Consider the following 19,395-nt stretch of genomic DNA (forward strand, 5'->3'; position numbering starts at 1 on the left):
TCAGGTCGGACGAGCCTGCCCCGCGATTGACGTTGAGGTCGGGAGTATTCGCAGGGAAGTAGAATGCGTTGGCGATGACGAGCGCGCCAGGACTCGAACGTGGCAGTCGCTGATTTATGAGTCAGCTTGCCTATCCAAGTGCGCCGTGCCTTTCGTCAATGGGGTCGCGACACACACGATGAAACCCGTCGACCACCCTCAGATCTCCGCCACCGACACAACGCTGGCGAAATCGAGAACGCGACGGAAGCCACCCCACACTGAAAGACCTTTTCCTTCTTGCTCGATCAGCAGAGCCACGCGCATGCGCGACGAAGGATGACGCCTTCAACCTTCTGCAACTGCTGGTCGCCAGCATTCTCCTCCCGGCTTTGGAAACATCGATTGTGCTCAGGGGTCCGCCGGGGAGCCACCTGCTCACGTGATCCGCAACGAGATCTTCTTTGATCTCCCGGTGCGCACATCGTGCACACGCGGCCTCCTAACCAATTGAAAAAAATGAACTCTCGCTCCAATCCATCATGGGGGCCACGAAAAACAAAGACCCCTAAGATTCAACGGCTTCGCCCCAAGTATCCGATGGAGTGAGCATAAGAAGCGGCCTCTCTCAGCTATCCGGCTAAAGATAAACATCCATCGCCCCAGCAGAACGGTCCGTTCAACCATTGATCCGAGACTCAAGGGGGTAACGGCGCGTAAGAATTGACGTCAGAAGGTCGCGCCGCCTTCCGGCTCGTGCGTTGCAAGGGAACTCACCGCCATCTTCGCGGACGATGCCATAGCCGATCCAGGCCAAGCCCCGTGCTGCCCTCGCCGATCTGCTTAGTCGTAAAGAACGGCTCGAAGAAGCCGCTGATGTGATCCCTATCGATTCCCGGGCCGCTATTCGAAATTAGCGGAGCCGCAAGGACGGTGGACGCGGAGGGCTCCCACATCTGTAACGATGGGACGCTTCAAATCAGCAAGTCATGAGGCGCGGGTACAACGGCGTGATGCGGAACGTTATGAACAGGGGCGACCGCGTGTTCGTCCAGTGCATTAGGGATCAATTTGCCGATGATGTGGAGGTCCTCTTCCTGACCGGGCGAAACGTGCGGACTGGGCGGAACCTCAGCTACCGCGCCGAATGTGGGAGGAGTCGCATTGTTATCGAAGCGAAACACCAATTCCGCGCCGCCAATCTCGGAGGCAACTTTGGCCGGGTGTACGGGGTCCAACGCGGTTGCAGCAGATTGCGCAGCCTGCGGCCAGTTTCCGGAGTCACTGCCATTTGGGACGCTCGGTTCGACCATCTCAGCTGCTTCGGGTGCGTCTTTAGAGCCATGTAAATCGTGCTCGGAGTTGCCATGCTCCACGACGGCCGGTTCTTCCCCGGCGGACGCTCCCGCAACATCCAAGACCGGAACGTGATGCTCGGCGCCATTTCCCGGCGCGAGGCCAGCCTCAGTCAACTCTGTGGCTACCCCCTTTGCAGGCCCCGGTTCTGAAACGTGCTGTGAGTCACCGCGGCCCTCGCTACCGGCCGTTGCGATGCTCGGCTCATCGACCTCAGCTGCTTCAGGTGCGTCTGCAAGAGTTGAGTGCCCCGAATGGCCGCGTTCCACGCCATCGGCTTCTGCCGTCTTCGCTGAAGCTGGCGAGGCATCCGGAGCCGGGAAATGATGCTCGTTGTCGTTGCCAAGACTGTGCTCTTGCATAGCACCAGCTTCAGCCAGCTCTGTGGCTGCCGCCTTTGGAGGCCCGTGCTGTGAGTCACCGCGGCCCTCGCTACCGGCCGTTGCGATGTTCGGCTCAGCGAGCTCAGCTGCTTCAGGTGCGTCTGCAAGAGTTGAGTGCTCCGAATGGCCGCGTTCCACGCCATCGGCTTCTGCCGTCTTCGCTGAAGCTGGCGAAGCATCCGGAGCCGGGAAATGATGCTCGTTGTCGTTGCCGAAACTGTGCGCTTGCATAGAACCGGCTTCAGTCAGCTCTGTGGCTGCCTCCTTTGGAGGCCCGTGCTGTGAGTCACCGCGGCCCTCGCTACCGGCTGTTGCGATGCCTGGCTCACCAGGCTCGGCTACTTCCGGTGGCTTTGCAGAGGTTGAGTGCCCCGAATTGCCGTGTTCCACGCCCTCCGCGTCTGCCGTCTTCGCTGAACCTGGCGAAGCATCCGGAGCCGGGAAATGATGCTCGTTGTCGTTGCCGAAACTGTGCTCTTGCATAGAACCAGCTTCAGCCAACGCCGTGACCGCCTTTGCAGACCCTTTCTCAGAAGCGTGCTGTGAGTTACCGCCGCCCGCACTACCGGCCTTTGCGATGCCTGGCTCACCAGGCTCGGCTACTTCCGGTGGCTTTGCAGAGGTTGAGTGCCCCGAATTACCGTTTTCCACGCCATCCGCGTCTGCCGTCTTCGCTGCCCCTCGCGAAGCCTCCGAAGCGTGGGGATGATGCTCGTTGTCATTGCCGACGCCATTCCCCCGTACCAAGCCAGCTTCGGTCAAGTCTGCTGCCGCCTTTGCAGATCCTTTCTCCGAAGCGTGCTGTGAGTTACCGCCGCCCGGGCTACCGGCCTTTGCGATGCCTGGCTCGCCAGGGTCGGCTACTTCCGACGGCTTTGCAGAGGCTGAGTGCCCCGAATTACCGTGTTCCACGCCATCCGCTTCTGCCGTCTTCGCTGCCCCTCGCGAAGCCTCCGAAGCAGGAGGATGATGCTCGTTGTCATTGCCGACGCCATTCCCCCGTACGAAGCCGGCTTCGGTCAAATCGGCTGCCGCCTTTGCAGATCCTTTCTCCGAAGCGTGCTGTGAGTTACCGCCGCCCGGGCTACCGGCCTTTGCGATGCCTGGCTCGCCAGGGTCGGCTACTTCCGACGGCTTTGCAGAGGCTGAGTGCCCCGAATTACCGTGTTCCACGCCATCCGGGTCTGCCGTCTTCGCTGCCCCTCGCGAAGCCTCCGAAGCGGGGGGATGATGCTCATTGTCATTGCCGACGCCATTCCCCCGTACCAAGCCAGCTTCGGTCAACTCCGCTGCCGCCTTTGCAGACCCTTTCTCAGAAGCGTGCTGTGATTTACCGCCGCCCGCGCTACCGGCCTTTGCGACGCCTGGCTCATCAGGGTCGGCTACTTCCGACGGCTTTGCAGAGGCTGAGTGCCCCGAATTACCGTGTTCCACGCCATCCGGGTCTGCCGTCTTCGCTGCCCCTCGCGAAGCCTCCGAAGCGGGGGGATGATGCTCATTGTCATTGCCGACGCCATTCCCCCGTACGAAGCCGGCTTCGGTCAACTCCGCTGCCGCCTTTGCAGACTCTGGCTCCGAAGCGTGCTGTGAGTTATCGCCCGCTGCGATGCTGGAGCCAGAACCCCCATTGATCGGTTCATTCTTCGATGTGAGATTTTCAACTGCCGTGACCGTCGCGCTATGAGCAAGCGCGATCGGTGATACATGAGCCGACCCGCCGGACCCAACATCGCTCTCATCCGTTGTAGCTACCGAATCGCTAGTGAAGGTTCTGGACCTGGTCGCTCCCCCTGAGCCGGTCCGAGCCTGCCCGAATCCGAACGTCAAGCCGTTGTCGGTCAGAGTGCTCCAAACTGCCGCGCTCCCGAGCGCGCTCTCGCTCGTCCCGACAACCGTATGGGCACCGTCCGCACTCAGAACAGCTTCGCTTGCGGTCGCCGATGTCAGCGCTTCCTCGAGCTGCTCCAGGGTGATCGCGACAGCCGCGCCTTCCGGCTGGCCGACGAAATCCGACTCCGCAATGGAGACAATCCCCTGCAGATGGATTTCCAGCAGGCCCCGGTCGCCGACATCAAGAATCCGATCGGTCGGATTCACGTAGACGATCGTTTCGTTGGTTGCGGGATTGTAGATCCAGGCGAGGGTATGCGGCGGTATAGACTTGCTTGCTGCTGTCATATGGAGCCAGGCAAGCGCTCCGAAAGCCGCAAGATTGATCCGGCTCGATCCAGATGCGAAATCGAAGCCAGAGTGGGAAGAGGTCGAATTGGAATCGATCGGGGAGCGATAAACAACGTCTTCGCCAACGTTGCCGCCCATCGGTTGATCGCGGCGATCTCCGCCAATACCGGCATCGCGACCAAGGTCCATTGAGCCAAGAGGTTCTTGCAGGTTGTCATCCGCAGCGCCATGACTCATTTGGTTCGAAGCGCCCTCTCCAGCGACGCGTTCGTTGCCGGTGGTCACAAGCGCGGCAGGCAGGCGCAAATCGTGCAAAGGGAAGGTCGGGGGCGAGCCGTCCACACCATTGGTATCAGCATCAGTTATCGCGGCCAGTTTTGTGGTCGCATTCTCGCCAGTGACCACCACGAGGCTGTCGATCGGCGCCTTGCCTGGCTCATGCGATTGCACGGCAAGATGGGGGTCGTTCAGTGCGTAGATCAACGCACCGGTCAGAGTGGCGAAGGTGCCATACCCTCCGTGAATCAACGTCGGAGTGGAAGCAAGCCGCGGGAATTGATGTTCCGCGGTCGGTTCTCCAACGATCTGTGCGTCGCTGGTTCCCCGCAGCAACGGCGTAGGAGGATTGGGCGTGCTCGATCCAACTGGGCCGTAGTCTTTCCACGGTTTCGAGCCTACGGATTGCTCAGCCGTGCGGAGCGCTTCTATCGCCGCCGCCGGGTTCGGGACCAGGCTCGCCTTGGCAAAGAGGTCCCTCTGGATGAGCGGGGGCGTCTCGCCGGATTCCCAGACCACGAGGTGTCGGAGAATGGCTCTTTTCCAGGGCTCATATTCGGCATGCTCTCCCGCGCGACCGACGCTGTCGTCATCCGGATCCACGTCGTTCGCTTCCGACGCCTTGAGTTCGTCCGCAATTGCGAACGCCAGAAACGCCAGCGCAAGCAGGCCGAAGCCGGACGGTCGCTGCAACAACGCGAGGGTAGCGAGCACGGTCCTATTGGTAATTTCAAGCTTCTGAAATATGTTGTATAGGTGTACTTTGACTGTCCCCGGGGAAACGTTTAGCTGGCGCGCAATCTCCTTGTTTGACATTCCTTCTGAGACTAGTCGTACAATTTGACGTTCCCGGTGCGTCAACAGCTCCAGCATCGTTTCAACTTTGCCGCCGCGGTCGGCTCCCTCGCCGGCTGGCAAGAGATCGGATTGCTCGCGCGACACGCTGCGCTCTGTCATCAGGCGCAGTAATCGCAGCATAGTGTCCGAGGAAGCGTGCTTCGAGATTACGCTGGAGGCGCCGGCAGCAATAGCGGCGGCTAGATCGCGATCTGCCTCGGATTCGGTAAACAGCACCAAGCGCGTGGAGAGATTCTCAGCTTTCGCAATCGCGAGGATCTCGGGTACCGTCAGATCCGGCAGGTTGTCAGCAACAAGCGTGACGTCGGGTGTCAAATTCCGAATTGCTTCGAGGCAGCTTGTCCCATCGCTGCACGATGCGACAACGTCGAAGTCCTGCTGTACCCCGAGTACCGACTTCAGCCCCTGTAGAACGATCGGTTGTCGATCTACGATCAGAAGCCGGATCCGTCTCTGCTTCACAGACACGTCTAACATGGATTCTGCCTCGGCCCGGCCATCTATGTACTTCGGCATATGGCCGGGGCCAAGCGGGATTATTAAAATACAATTAATAAAATAGGGAAAGAGGCTTAAACGGGCCCAAAACGACGCAAAATCGCAAGCTTTTATGGCATTTAAGTGAGAAATATATCGTTTGACCCGATGGCCATTGCGATTGACTGGCTCGATGCTTACCGCGCGGGCGACATTGAGGCGATCTTAGAAATGTATGCCGAAGGTGCCGTGCTTCGCTGCGGCTGCGGGGGCATCAAGACCATTACCGGCCACGAGGCACTTCGTGCCTATTGGATTGATCGCCTGCGAGAATATCCGGCGGGCACGTTGGACGATCTCAATCCCTCGCACGAGGGGGCCATTATCTCGTACGTCACCAATAGTGGTGTCATGAGTGCGCTCTTCTCGTTTGACGTTACCGGGAGGATCAAGGAGCTAGACTGCAGTCCCTCCCACTAGACCCCGGCGCGATCCAAGCCCGGGTCACGTGCTGACGTTGCGGTGCAAGGCCGGCGCCTCCGTACGAACGGGTCGTTGCGAGCACGTTGCGTGGTACTCGTCAACGAATGCATGTCGAAGGGCGATACGCCTCCAGCAGAGTGAGGCTGCCAACTCGTCAGTACTAAGAAGGCTTCCAGCTGACTGCACGACCAGTGCGGCGCAAGCGTGTGAGGCGCTTAGCCTCGGCTTCAGCTGGAAACGATGCCACCCGAACCCGTTTTCAACGACGATATTAGCGGGCCATATGACGAGAGCATCTGTCGCCGTTGCATGTCGACGGCACGGGCGGCTGCCGCGTTCCGGCTTCCTTGCACGCGGTATCATGCGCCAACCTATCGTTCGTCATGCGATCAATGTGATGTTGGCGGCAGCCCTGGCCGGCACCAGCTGGAGCCGGAGGCTCGCGTGGCATGCGATTGTCGGCCACGCGTGCTCGCCCTTGATTATGGGAACCATATTTGTGGTGGCCGGTTGGCTTGCTGTTGAGCTGGCATCTGCAGGGCAGCTCGACACATCGGCATTCGTGCTAGTGCCGAGCATCCGTCGGGATCTGATCCCATGATGGACCACGCGACCAGAATTGGTAATCGTTTGTTAGCAGCCTTGCCGCCAGCGGATTTTGCTTTGCTTGCACCTCATCTGCGGAAAGTCGTGATCGAACGCAATTCCGTGCTCGTCCGCTCGGGCGACCGGATCGAACATCTTCTCTTCCCCCTCAGCGGCGCCATCGCTGCGATCACAGGGCTGCCGAACGGACAGACAGTTGCCACGGCGATAATCGGGCACGAGGGCGCTGTGGGTTTGACGTCAGCGCTTGGCGCATCCGCCGCGCCCGCGACGGCGGTCGTCCGCCTATCCGGGGTCGCGCTGCAGATCTCGCCTGCCCAATTCCTGGCAGCGCAACATCGCAGCCCCGCAATCGCATCCATGGTGCAGGTCTTCACGATGTCGATGTTGACGCAACTCCAGCACGTGGCAGCCTGCAATGCACTGCATTCCGTCGAAGCCCGCCTAGCGCGCTGGCTTCTTCACATCCACGATCGTGCGAATGGTGGTGACCTGCTTCCGCTGACGCAAGAAACATTGTCGGAATTGCTGGGCGTTCGCCGCACTACCGTCACGCATGTCGTGTGCACGATGCGCGCGTCAAGAGCGCTGAAATCCAATCGGCGCGGCCAGCTCGAGATTGATCGGCCGCGGCTCGAAGCCGTGGCATGCGAGTGCTACAAGGTCATGACCCGCAGAATCGATCAGATAGTCTCGCGCGGAGCGGTCGGGCTCGTCCCCGTGGCTCCAGCGCGGCCCGCCTCCCGCTCGCCCGGTAGCCGGATAGCCGGGACAGGCTCGTAGGGCCGGTTCGATTTCGCGAACCACCCGCATGGGCCGTTCGGTCATCCATTCGCTTTGGGACGCTCGTTACAACAACGCGACTCACTGCGACCAAGCAGCACGGGCATGAGCTTCGCCTGTGCCAAGCGGGAACGACTGCCCCCGAGCTCGGCATGGGGGCAGTCCGCCTTGCGCAGCTTACGATGACGATTCTCTTCTCGACCGACTCGGTCTCTGAGCTTCTCAAGTTCTGCGAGCTGGGCGACAAGCGCTTCGAGACGCTCTCGAAGAAAGACCGCAGGATTCTCCGCTCGAATGCGGGTATTCATGACACGCCTTCTAATCGAGTCTCCGGGAGAATTCTCCCGCTCTCCAGGCCGGGAAAACTATGCAATCATGGGAAAAGCGCACCAACATATGGCATGCTGCGCCCGCAAAAGCGTTGCAGCGGTGCATCACGCCGCTCGGCCGGCCAGATGTGCTATCGGCCTCGCGTTTGGCCTGCCCGAGCACGAGGCCCAGCAGGCTTGGCCGCGCGGCAGCCTATAGGGCTCCTCCCTAGGCTTAGAATATTTTACCGGCTGGAATCGGTTGCGCTGGAAATCCGAGTACTAGCTCCGGGGCAATCGGCCTTGCGCTTTTCCTCGTTCTCTTCGTCTGCGCAATCGACCCCACCATTTGCACTTGGAATTCCAGAGCCGCCGCCGGTTGCGAAGGGCCCTTTTGTATTGCCTCCGCCAGCACCGACCCCGCCGCTACCGCCAGCCCCGCCGCCGGATGTCCCTCCGGCATGAGAAGATCCGGCAGGGCGACCACCAGGTGTTCCCCCACCCCCTGATGATCCGCCGCCGGAGCTCCCCGGCCCTGCCGCGGACGACCGATCATTGTCGAAGAACGACTGGCCGCTGTCGCTTTGCCTCGCCCCATGCAGGCCGCCCGAACGTGCAATGGCTTTTGAGGTCAGGGAGGTGGACAGAAGCAGCGTCATGACAGGGGGCGTCACAGCAGCAAATCTTCCGCAGGTCTTCAAAAACGCCCGCCGGTCGTCGTCCTCGTTGCCGTCCCGGGTCACGATGCGCCTCCTAGATTTAAAATGACATTTTACAGTATTATAAATTAAATAGATTTTCAACCAAGAATTTTCTTTGCCTGGTGAGAGGTTACTGAACGTGCACGCCCCCGGACTGAAGGTCGGCAATTCGCCGTGTTTCCCCCGACTTTCCCGGCGCACCTTGTCCGACGGCCAGATTTTGGTTGCGCGCTGGCATTTAATTTAGTTAACCTTGATTTAACCAGCGGGCGCGGCTCGACTACAATGGATCATTGCGATGCCACTGCAATTCTATCGATCCGTCCGGGACATGGAGATCTGGAGTGCGAGCAGCCACGGCTTCTCGTTCGTGATCAGTTTCGGAAGCCCGGGAGGTCCGGGCTTTCACGGACGCTCCGGCTACCTGGCGAGTTGGCGTCCGCTCCACAACAACCAAGCCGCAATCAAGATTGGCGGCTCGCCCTTTCGAACGTTGGCCGAGGCCGAAGGGGCCTGCCTCAACATGATTGAGCATCTGGCACCGCGATAGGCCGCCCTCGCGCACACCCCCGAAAGCGCGCCAGACGTATCCCGTCAGCTCGCGTTGGCTGGATCCTGACGCAACAGATCAAGGGAATCCGGCTCACCTGGCGCTGCATGCAGCTCGCTTCGCGAGATCGCCAATGCCGCGAGAACCGTACGATTGCTGATTTCCAGCTTCTGGAAGATATGGTGAAGGTGGACCTTGATCGTACCGTCGGCAAGGTTCAACCGACGCCCAATCTCCTTGTTCGATAGCCCCTCCGATACGAGCCGCATGATCTGCCGCTCCCGGTCAGTTAGTTGTGTCAGGGGCTTCACACCGCCGAGAGAGTCCTCGCTGACGTGCCCCGAGGCCGCGGCTTGGCCCTGGGCAGCTTTCCGCAGGGTTGCGACCAGCATCTCCACGTCCGAATCCTTCGAGAGGACGATGCAGGCGCCGTCCAAGGCCAGCCTTTTTAACTCACTGTCGCCCTTAATACCGGTGAAGAAGATTACCGGAGCACGTGGGCCGACAGCGTTCGCACGAGCGAGGATCTGCTGTCGACTGAAGTCGGGCAGTGCAGCATCGACAAGCGCGACGTCCGGCGCAAGAAATCGAATTGCCTCGATACAACTTGCGCCATCGCCGCAAGAAGCAACGACCACAAAATCACGCTGCGCCGCAAGAACGCTCCTAATCCCTTGCAAGACGATCGGGTGTCGATCAGCGATGACAATTCTGATACGGCGCATGCTTCCCCTGCCTATTGCTAACAACCCCCCTTGCAGCCGTTTAATCCCACCCTCCTTCTGAGACGCGCGAGTTATAACCGGCCAGCTCCGTCAATAACGTCGCAGGTCTTAGGTCTGAGACAGCACCTTGCGACAACGCTCGATGGCCACGCTATCGTAACTCGCCCAAAGAATGCGTGCAGCACCGTAAGAATGCGGTACTCAATGCAAAATCCGAAACCGCGAATTCTGCGAAAATAATGGCATTCCATCTACAATTTTTGATGGCTTAGATCTGAAAATTCACGCCAAGAATGCTATCGGCGCCCTGATCGGGCGGGTGTGCTATGATGGTCAACATCTAATTAACTCAGTTAGAGTCGGATATTACCAACGATATATAGGGACATTCACGATTCAAATCTAACATTCGACGAAGTTTCACTGAAGCGAGGCCGTTCGTGAAGCCTAGCTCCGGGAAGGGAGGAGAGAAAGTATTACTATTCATCAAAGCAATGGCTGGTAATCAAGGACAGAACAAGGCTGCGGTTGATCGTAGCCCGTGTAGCACCGACGGAAATCCCAGTACCGCGCTTGAGGCCGAATTTCGTCAATTTAGCATTTTTTCAATTATTGGGCACGGATTTGTCGTCGGCAATGAGTAGGTGGTCACATGTATTCTTCGGCAGTATTGCGTCAAACACATAAGGCCCTCATCGTTCAATTCACAGAATTGCAGAACTTACGTAATCGCGTGTTGAAAGCAGAGGAGCGATTGCTCGCGCCCAAGCGACGGGCCCACGGACGGAGGGCGCTCAGGAAGCGACCGCCCGGTCGGAGATACAGTCTTAACCGTTAGCACTGAGTACTGCGCTGCACACAAGCGCCGCCGCGCGCCCGGATCGCGCTTGCCCAACCCTGCCATGACCTGATAATGCCCCCTCCTGTTTCGGTTCGGAAGTAGCTGGGGACGGCTTCCATGGGGAAAAGTGACTGGGTCGACTTGACCACAGCCGAGCTGTGGGGGCTTTACGATGAGGTCACAACCATTCTCAGTCGCAGGATGACCGCGGAAAAGGCCAAGCTCGAAGAGCGGCTGCGCAAGATTGAGGGGACCGCCGTTTCGTCCTCGAACGGGGAACGTCCGCGCCGCCCCTACCCCCCGGTGCTGCCGAAATACCAGAACCCGAAGGACCCGTCCGAAACCTGGTCCGGCCGCGGCAAACAGCCCCGCTGGCTGAAGGCGCAACTGCGCGCCGGAAAGAAGCTGAACGATCTCCTGATCGACCGCTCGTCCGCACAAAGACGCCGCCGGACCGGCTGAGCCCCAATCGCACCGCGGCGGCCCATTGGACCGCAGAATTTACCGATCGTCGTCCTCTTTTCTGTTGGGAGTGCCGTCACCGCCGCCATTGCCGAAGCCATTGTTGCCACGCACAATACGGCCGCCTGAACTGGCTATCGCGGCCGAGGTCAGAGAGGTGGAGAGCAACAGCGTCATTGTCGGAGGGGTAACAGCGGCGAATTTTCCACAGGTCTTCAAGAACTCGCGACGATCATCGCCTTCCGCATCGAGTTTGGTCATCGGCTCGTCCTGCTACAATCCAGCCCGACCTTGAAGGTAGACCGAAATCATCGCCCTCTCAAATTAAATAAGTTAATCGAGCGATTCGAATTTCGCGACTGACGATCACGATTTGCGTCGGCTGGCGGGTACCCTGAAATCTCTCGTGCGCCAGTTCGAGCGCAACCTCGTCGCTTTATTTTGACATTTAATGCCAAGCCAATTAATAATATCATTTAATCTTCTGGCGGACTTGGGGCCTGGCTCCAAGCACTGCAGCCGGAGTCTGCGGAATTGCATGTTGATTTCCAGCTTCACTCGTTGAGCGGCCTCTTTGCCCGAGCCAGCTCCCTGCGCGCCGAATACGCAGCCGCAAGACCCTGGCCGCACGTTGTCCTCAACGATGCCTTTCCCGAGAAGCTGTTGGACATGGTCGCGGCCGAATGCGCCGCCCTCCCAGAAGCCCGCCTGATTACCACGACCACCGATCGCCTGGTGAAGCAGGAGGTGTCGGACGGATTGGGGCCGGCCACTCAGCATCTGCTGAGCCTGGTGGACAGTGCGCGCTTCCAAGAATTCATTTCGGCAGTCACCGGCGTTCGCGATCTTCATTCCGATCCGACGCACAAATTTGCGGGAGTTCATCGAACGCCCCCAGGAGGCTTCACGAAGATTCACCGCGATTTCGAGGTTCACCCGACGACCGGGCTGTTTCACCGGGTCAATCTACTCATCTATCTCAATCGGGATTGGCCCGAAGCTTACGGCGGCAGCCTCGAATTGTGGCCTGCGGACATGTCAGCGCTCGGATGCCGCATCTTCCCGCGGTTCAACACCATGATCCTCTGGGAGACGCACGGTGCCACTCTCCACGGCCTTCCGGATCCGGTCTCCTGTCCCCCTGGTCGAATGCGCCTTTCCGTCGCATCCTATTACTACACGACGACGCGTCGCGTCGTCGCATCGGGCGAACGCCGCGTGCAGTATTGGGCAGCGCGACCGGGCGAGGATCCATGGATCGAGCGAATGAGCTGGCAGGATCACTTGCGCGCGCTCCTACCCGATCCGCTCTACAACCGGCTCCGGGCGGCGCGCGATTGGATATCCAGGGCGCACGGGTCGAGAACACGATGAAGCCGGCGTCTTCCAGGGGCAACAGCGGGACCCATCAATGACCGCGAGTGGAACCTCAGTCGCGCAATTGCGATCTGACGATGCGGATACCAGAGCATCTCGCAGGCTAGGCTTCTCGCCTGTTCGGCTGCGAACGCTGATGAAGCGCGCCCTCGCTGAAACGGGACTGGACATGTCGGGAATGACCGTGCTGACCGAAGCCGCGACCGGCGCGTACGCCGTCACCCCCGTCCTGGCTGCAATGGCCGGAGCCAAGCAGGTCTACGCGTTCACGAAACCTGGCCGCCATGGGACTGTGACAGATGCCAAACGGGAGACTTTCGAGATCGCGGCCACCCTCGACGTCGCTGATCGCATCGAGATTCTGGAAAAGATCAGCCCCGAGGTGCTTCACAGCGTCGACATCGTGACCAACAGTGGCCACCTCCGTCCTCTCACAGCTGCGCTGATCGACCAGCTGCGCAGCGACGCCGTGATCGCCTTGATGTTCGAGGCCTGGGAGTTTCGTCGCGAGGACCTGGATATCGAAGCGTGCGCACGGCGCAAGATTCCGGTGGTCGGCGTCAACGAGCGACACCCCGCCATCGACGTCTTCTCGTTCCTTGGCCCTCTCGTCGTGAAGCAGTTGCACGATTGCGGGCTGGCGGTCCTCGGCAACAAAATCGCCCTGCTCTGCGACAATGACTTCCTTGCCCCGCTGCGCACCGGGCTCGCAAGCCTGGGGGCGAACGTCGAGACGTTCGACAGCGTTGCGGCAGTCCATCCTGACGCATGGGAGGCCTTCGTTGTCGCCTTGCAGCCAACGGTCGCGCCGCGCATCGGCCGAGCGGAGGCTGCGCATCTGGCCGCATGCGCGCCCGACGGCGCCGTTGTGGTGCAGTTCTGGGGCGACATCGATCGAACCGTGCTGGCCACCAATGGTCTTGCGGTCTGGCCCCCACAATCGGTCGGACAGGGCCATATGGGCATTCTGCTGTCCGAGATCGGCCCCGAGCCGATCGTACGATTACAGACCGGCGGCTTGCGCGCGGCCGAGTGGGTCCGTCGAGGCGGTGCCGTCACAGAGGATGGTTTCGCCCAGCTCGTACCCTGGCCGGAGGTGACATGACGGAGCAGCTGCAGCCCGATGTCGTACTCCTCGCGGACGGACCGACGGGCTTCGCAGCGCTTCGCTCGTTGGCCGCGCACTGCCGCGTGGTTCAGATCTTCCGGAGACCGGACCAGCCCGACGCGAGCGCGTTGAGGGCATTTGCCAACAACCGCGGCATCCCGGTCGCGGCGATGCAGGACTTGAACCAGCTTCAGAAAGCGATCGCAGAGCTGCGCCCGGCGGCCGTTGTGATCTCTTCGTTCGATCGGATCATCCCGCCGCAGATTCTTGCATTGTGTCGCTTCGTCAACGTGCACTATTCGCTTCTGCCGCATTATCGCGGCCGCGCCAACGTCAATTGGGCAATCATCAACGGCGAGACGACCGCCGGGATCAGCATTCATCTCGTCATCCCGGAGCTCGATGGCGGCAATCTGCTGTTCCAGCAGGCCATTCCGATCGGCGCGAATGACACGGTCACCTCGCTCTACGAGCGCCTCAACGCGATTCAGGAACGTGAGCTCGGCGGGGTAGTCGTACGAGCGATCACCGGCTACCAGGGCACTTCTCAAGATACCGACGATGCCTCGTATGGCTGCGCCCGTGTTCCGGAAGATGGAGAGATCGACTGGCGCCAGCCTACTGACACCATCGATCGGCTGATCCGCGGCCTAACACCGCCATTTCCCGGTGCCTTCACCCATCTTGACGGACAGCGGCTCATCATCACCAGCGCGTCGCCGCGGCTCGATGCTCCCTGCTATATTGGCCGCGTCCCAGGCCGGATCGTAGGGCGGTCACCTTCCGAGGGCTGGGTGGACGTGCTGACCGGCGACGGCGTCCTGCGCATGTTCAGCGTCCTTCCTGCCAACTCCGAGCAACCATGTGCTGCCGCTTCTGTCATCGGATCGACACGCGCGACCCTGGGGCTGTCGCGCCTCGATCTTTTTCGCCGGATCGTCGCGCTTGAAGACAGGCTCGCTTCGCTCGAGCGACTCAAATGCGCTCACGAGTAACCGCAACCGCTCTGGCAAGGGAAGGCTCAGGGCTTTCGCGCCAGTGCCTCACACCCCTTCCCGTCCAATCGTGACCCAGAGCCCGTCACGCCCCGGGCTTTGCACGCGAATCCAGCGATACGGCGTGCGCGACCAGGGCTTGACCTGCGGCGTGAGATTGTCGAGGACGAGATCGCCGCTCGTGGTGCGCATGAGGAGCACCAGATGATGTTCACCGGAACCGACGACGACTTCGCTCAATAGCAGGGCGCGCGCCGGCCAACCGCGCCGAAGCAGCTCGTGGCGCTTGCTCACCGCGTAATCGTTGCAATCGCCACGTGCGGGGTTAATGATCCACGCCTCGCCCGCAAGGCCGAGCTCGTTGCGGGCGGGCTCTATCGCCAGATTGACCGCGCGATTGATCTCCCGCAGCTCCACCCATCGCTTCTCAGTCAACCGGATCGGCCCGCCGCGGAAGAAGCGCCGCGGGCGGCATTCGGCCTCATAGCGCAGGCAAAACGCGGTGAATGTGAGGGGCGGAAGAGCCGGACGCCCCAGCTCGATGTGCGCAGGGTCCGTTTGGGGCACCCTTGGCACGTCCAGAAATGCCGCACCCGCCCATTGAACGCCCCCGATGATCATTACGATGGCTGCGGCGATGATCGAGCCTGAGGTTCGTTGCATCTGCCGATCCTCCTGCGAATGCCAAATTGACGCGGGCCGAGGCACGACGACGCCGAACGCGCAGATCGCGGCTCTGTTATTTAATTTATATATTTAGATTTAATTTGCAAGATTAAATATAATTATTGCATTTAAACCGCAATGGACCAGGTCGGCGCCGGCGACGCTTGCAAGCCTGGAGCGAGATGGAGCGAGAAACCCCGATCAGACAGGCCCTTTTCATCAAGGCCGCGCGCGAAGCGCAATTACAGGCAACAGGCATGGCCGCCCGAGAGCGAGACGGACGGATCTTCCGCCCGCAGATTATTTTATTGATTTAATTTGTCGCCATGCTCAAATCGCAAAAAGCAGTCTCGCAGGCAGGACTGATTTCATATGCCAATTGAGTTGCTCGTCATTGTGGGAGCTGAAGCATCAATACTCGGCGTCGTCGTCGCGATGGCCCTGCACGCCAGACGGATGGACGTGCTGAGCGGGCGATCGCTTGAACACCCCGTGATCTCGGCGCGGCGCGACAGGCACCCGCCGCGGCCGATCGGTCGGCGAGCGCGCGATCTATTGCGGGGATGGGCGCAGCGACGCTGACGCCCAGGTGTAGGGCGTCAGCCCGCGTGCGTTTCACCAAGCGCTGCCCACGGCTTGCACCGAGACTCAGCGCTCCTTGAATGCACGTTCCGCCTGATCGTGCAGCGGCTTGAGCAGATAGGACAGCGCGGTCCGACCAGCCGTCTTGATGAAGACCTCGACCGGCATTCCTGGCAGCAGCTTGGCCGAGCCGAGCTTCGCCAGCTCCTCCGGCTTCAGCAGGATACGGCCCGTATAGTAACTCGTGCCGGCGCGCTGATCCTGCGTGATATCTGCCGAGACCATGCTGACCTCTCCGTCGATCTCCGGGGTGGTCTTCTGATTGAACGCTGCGAAACGCATTGTCGCAGTCTGCCCCACATAGACCTGGTCGATGTCGCGCGGTGCGATCTTGACCTCGACCGCAAGCGAGTCCGCGTCAGGCACGATCAGCATGATTTGCTCGCCGGGTGAGATAACGCCGCCGACCGTGTGGACGCTAAGCTCGTGGACGCGGCCGGATTGTGGCGCCCTGATATCGATCCGATGCAATTGATCGACCGCTGCACTCCTGCGCTCGCCCAGTTCGGAGAGTTTTGAGCGCGTTTCGATCAGGTCCTTGCCGACTTCCGTCCGCAGGTCCTGGTCGATCTGAATGATCTGGAGGCCGATTTCGGAGATCTTGCCTTTCGATTGCGCAATCATGCCGGCCAACTGGCTGCGCTCGCCCTCGATGCGTGCGGAGTCGCGCTCGAGGGAATTGAGCCGCGTGATCGGCACCAGATTCTTCTGCCAGAGGCTGCGTACGCCCTCCAGCTCCTGGCGGATGAATTCGACTTCCTTCTGCTTGGCCTCGGTCTGCCCCGTGTAGCCCTTGATCTCGTTCTCCAGCTGCGCGCTTTTCTCCTGCAACTGCGCTTTTTGGCCGCTCCTTGCCTGACGCCGAAGGTCGAACAGCTTCCGCTCCGCAGCGATTGCACGGCTCGCCTCGGAGTTGCTCTCCCTGGCTCGGTCGAGCAGCACCTTGGGAAACACGACCTGCTCGGCACCATCGCGCTCGGCCTCAAGACGAGACTGGCGCGCGAGCAGCTCATCGATGCTGTTCGTGACGATCGTCGCATTGGCGAGAGTCTGAGTCTCGTCGAGGCGGATCAAAACGTCGCCTGCATTGACCCGATCGCCCTGGCGCACGCGCAATTCACCCACGATCCCACCCGTGGCGTGCTGAACCTTCTTAACGCTCGAATCCACCACGACCACGCCCTGGGCGATCACCGCGCCCGACAATTGGCTCGTTGTCGCCCAACCGCCGATCCCAAATATCACCAGACCGAACATGATCATGCCGACGATCATATATCGCTGGATGGATTGCATCGCCGGCGCCACTTGGCCGTTCATCGGTTGCCTCCTTGAGCTTCCGCGACCACCTTGAGCGGCACGGGATTTCGCAAGACCTTTTTGAGGACCTCCTCTCTCTTGCCGAAGGACTGAACCCTGCCTTCCCCGAGGCACAAGACATGATCGACGCCCTCAAGCGCCTTCGGACGATGGGCCACCACGACGACGATCCCGCCGCGACGGCGCACGTTCAGGATCGCCTCGGTCAGCGCCTCCTCGCCCTCGGCGTCGAGATTGGAGGAGGGCTCATCGAGCACCACCAGGAACGGTTTGCCGTAGAAGGCGCGTGCGAGCCCGATGCGCTGCCGCTGCCCCGCCGACAGTGCCAATCCCCCCTCGCCGATCTTCGTGCCGTAGCCGTCCGGAAACGAAAGGATGAGATCGTGCGCGCCCGCGGCATGCGCGGCCTCCAGAACAGCGGCGGCGGTCGCCTGCGGATCGAACCGCGCAATGTTCATCGCAACACTGCCGTCGAACAATTCCACGTCCTGAGGCAGGTACCCGATGTGCTTCCCGAGGGCGTCAGAAGACCAGTGATCGAGTGCGGCGTTGTCCAGCCGTATCCGGCCTCGAATGCTCGGCCATACCCCGACCAGCGCACGTGCCAGCGTCGATTTGCCGGATCCGCTGGGCCCAATGATTCCAACCGCCTGCCCGCGCCGCAATTGGAACGACACTTCATTGACGGTGGGCCTCTCGGAGTTCGGAGCGCCGATAGAGAGATGCTCGACGGTGAGAGCTTCGACAGGAGGAGGCAATGCCAGCCGTTCTTCCTCGCCGGGGAGAAGCTTCAGCAAAGCATCAAGCCGTTGTCCCGACTGCCGCGCAGCGACGAACCCTTTCCAGTTCGCAATGGCCAGTTCGACGGGCGCCAACGCCCGCGCGCTGAGGATCGATCCGGCGATGATGATGCCGGCCGTCGATTCCTGGTTGATGACAAGGACTGCGCCGACGGCAAGAACCAGCGACTGCAGGATTGCCCGGAAGATCTTGGAGGCGCCTCCGAGGCTGTTTGCTACATCGCTGGCCCGCTCATGAGCCGCGAGGTACTTCGCGTTGACATCGCGCCACCGCAACGCCGCCTGCTGCCGCATACCCATGGCTTGCAGAACCTCGGCATTTCGTCGGCCCTCGAGCGCGAGTGCCGTTCGCGAGACTGCGAGGCGGGAGGACGCCTTCGCCGGCCCCCGCGTCTGGGTTTCTGTGAGCATGGTAATGCCGATCAACACCAACGCGCCGGCCAGCGCAGTGACGCCAATCCAGAAGTGAAAGAGGAAACAAACGCCGAGATAGATCGGCATCCACGGCAAATCGAAGAGCGCCGTCGGCCCGCCGCTCGACAGAAAGCTGCGGACCTGATCCAGATCCCGCACCGGCTGCAGGCCGTCGCCATCTGCCCTGGTCTTCAAGGGCAGGCGCACAAGCGCGTCGAATATGCGAACGCCGAGCCTTTCATCGAAATACCGGCCGACCCGCGCGCTGATCCTGCTTCTGACGAAGTCGAGCCCACCCTGAAACAGGTAGAGGACCGCGGCCAGGACCATCAAGGCGATCAGCGTCGGTATGCTGCGCCCGGGCAGCACCCGATCATAGACTTGCAGCATGAAGAAGGAGCCGGTGAGCATGAGGAGATTGCTCATCCCGCTGAAGGCCGCGAGCGCCCAGAATATCCGGCCGCAAGACCGCAGAAATGCCGACATCTCTGAGTGCGGCTCCTCATAGTCCTGCGCCGACCGGAAGCGGCCGACGAATATCCGCTGCCGAAGGGCTTCAACCACGCGCCTTGCCCAGCCGACGAGCCGCGATGTCGGCGCTTCGGCCTCGTCCACCAGCCGGCGCCCGGACGACCATAGTCCTGACAAATGCATAAGTGGGATTCGATAAAGATTCGCAGGCGGGGGGATCACCCCCCGCTGTCCAACGTCAGTCATGACACCTGCCCTTTAATGATGCCTTTGTCGGGGGATCCCCAAGCGATCCCCCGAGGCGGCTGTTGAGTACCAGCTTGTGCGGCTGATCCGTCCCTTACGCGAAGTGGAAGTCGTGGCTGTTCAGCTTGTCGAGCTGCGTGTTCTTCAGCGTGAGCGTGTCGCTCCCGGTCGCGATCACGACGTCGTGGCCTGACTGGGCCGCGTGGGAGAGAACGCTGGCGAAGCTGTCGAACACGCTCTTGCTGAACTCGATCGTGTCGTGAGCAGGTCCACGGGCAGCGAAGTCCTTGATGACGTCCTGGCCGAAGTTCGACGCAAACGTGAACGTATCCGCACCCGCCTTGCCCACCATGACATCGTTGCCGGTGGTGCCGGTCAGCGTGTTGC

12 protein-coding genes and 2 pseudogenes are annotated in these 19,395 nt (G+C 60.7%); 6 read left to right on the plus strand and 8 right to left on the minus strand.

Annotated features, from left to right (window positions below):
* Window positions 1–953 precede the first annotated feature (953 nt).
* Window positions 954–5,549, minus strand: coding sequence for a LuxR C-terminal-related transcriptional regulator (locus tag AABA84_RS32705; RefSeq protein ID WP_338314189.1), 4,596 nt, complete (start codon window positions 5,547–5,549; stop codon window positions 954–956).
* A 129-nt stretch (window positions 5,550–5,678) separates the two neighbouring features.
* On the opposite strand from AABA84_RS32705, the gene AABA84_RS32710 reads away from it, so the two are divergent.
* Together AABA84_RS32710 and AABA84_RS32715 are read left to right on the plus strand one after the other, a co-directional pair.
* A complete protein-coding gene (locus tag AABA84_RS32710) occupies window positions 5,679–5,990 on the plus strand; it encodes a nuclear transport factor 2 family protein (RefSeq protein WP_212246860.1) in 312 nt (103 codons plus the stop codon).
* A 600-nt stretch (window positions 5,991–6,590) separates the two neighbouring features.
* The gene (locus AABA84_RS32715; RefSeq protein WP_212246861.1) at window positions 6,591–7,382 is read left to right on the plus strand and encodes a Crp/Fnr family transcriptional regulator; all 792 of its coding nucleotides are present in this window, start codon (window positions 6,591–6,593) and stop codon (window positions 7,380–7,382) included.
* Window positions 7,383–8,079: 697 nt separating this feature from the next.
* Here AABA84_RS32715 and AABA84_RS32720 read toward each other — a convergent pair.
* Both AABA84_RS32720 and AABA84_RS32725 read right to left on the minus strand, forming a co-directional pair.
* Window positions 8,080–8,436 (minus strand): annotated as a pseudogene (locus AABA84_RS32720) (hypothetical protein); the annotation flags it as partial.
* Between the two features lie 549 nt (window positions 8,437–8,985).
* Entirely contained in the window at window positions 8,986–9,666 is a 681-nt protein-coding gene (locus tag AABA84_RS32725; RefSeq protein WP_212246863.1) for a response regulator transcription factor, read from the minus strand.
* A gap of 958 nt (window positions 9,667–10,624) precedes the next feature.
* Here AABA84_RS32725 and AABA84_RS32730 point away from each other — a divergent pair.
* Entirely contained in the window at window positions 10,625–10,969 is a 345-nt protein-coding gene (locus AABA84_RS32730) for an H-NS histone family protein (protein WP_212246865.1), read from the plus strand.
* Between the two features lie 39 nt (window positions 10,970–11,008).
* Here AABA84_RS32730 and AABA84_RS32735 read toward each other — a convergent pair whose 3' ends face one another.
* Complete coding sequence (locus AABA84_RS32735) at window positions 11,009–11,230, minus strand: hypothetical protein (protein ID WP_212246867.1); 222 nt, start codon at window positions 11,228–11,230, stop codon at window positions 11,009–11,011.
* Window positions 11,231–11,503: 273 nt separating this feature from the next.
* Between AABA84_RS32735 and AABA84_RS32740 the strand changes: the two genes are divergently transcribed.
* The 3 genes from AABA84_RS32740 (at window position 11,504) to AABA84_RS32750 (ending at window position 14,449) form a co-directional block, all read left to right on the plus strand.
* A complete protein-coding gene (locus AABA84_RS32740; protein ID WP_338309766.1) occupies window positions 11,504–12,343 on the plus strand; it encodes a 2OG-Fe(II) oxygenase in 840 nt (279 codons plus the stop codon).
* Between the two features lie 139 nt (window positions 12,344–12,482).
* The gene (locus AABA84_RS32745) at window positions 12,483–13,451 is read left to right on the plus strand and encodes a hypothetical protein (protein ID WP_212246869.1); all 969 of its coding nucleotides are present in this window, start codon (window positions 12,483–12,485) and stop codon (window positions 13,449–13,451) included.
* Entirely contained in the window at window positions 13,448–14,449 is a 1,002-nt protein-coding gene (locus AABA84_RS32750; protein WP_212246870.1) for a methionyl-tRNA formyltransferase, read from the plus strand. The genes AABA84_RS32745 and AABA84_RS32750 overlap by 4 nt, the downstream gene beginning before the upstream one ends.
* Before the next feature lie 48 nt (window positions 14,450–14,497).
* Here the strand turns inward: AABA84_RS32750 and AABA84_RS32755 are convergent, their stop codons facing one another.
* The 4 genes and pseudogenes from AABA84_RS32755 to AABA84_RS32770 form a co-directional block, all read right to left on the minus strand.
* Window positions 14,498–15,112, minus strand: a complete 615-nt coding sequence (locus tag AABA84_RS32755; protein ID WP_212246872.1) for a transglutaminase-like cysteine peptidase — start codon at window positions 15,110–15,112, stop codon at window positions 14,498–14,500.
* Window positions 15,113–15,763: 651 nt separating this feature from the next.
* On the minus strand, window positions 15,764–17,077 hold the full coding sequence (locus AABA84_RS32760) for an HlyD family type I secretion periplasmic adaptor subunit (RefSeq protein ID WP_212246915.1): 1,314 nt from the start codon (window positions 17,075–17,077) through the stop codon (window positions 15,764–15,766).
* On the minus strand, window positions 17,074–18,777 hold the full coding sequence (locus AABA84_RS32765; RefSeq protein ID WP_246550124.1) for a type I secretion system permease/ATPase: 1,704 nt from the start codon (window positions 18,775–18,777) through the stop codon (window positions 17,074–17,076). Before AABA84_RS32765 ends, AABA84_RS32760 begins: the two co-directional genes overlap by 4 nt.
* Before the next feature lie 325 nt (window positions 18,778–19,102).
* A pseudogene (locus AABA84_RS32770) lies at window positions 19,103–19,395 on the minus strand (Ig-like domain-containing protein); the annotation flags it as partial.

The sequence above is a fragment of the Bradyrhizobium sp. TM239 genome (assembly GCF_036247985.1).
Lineage (GTDB): Bacteria > Pseudomonadota > Alphaproteobacteria > Rhizobiales > Xanthobacteraceae > Bradyrhizobium > Bradyrhizobium ottawaense.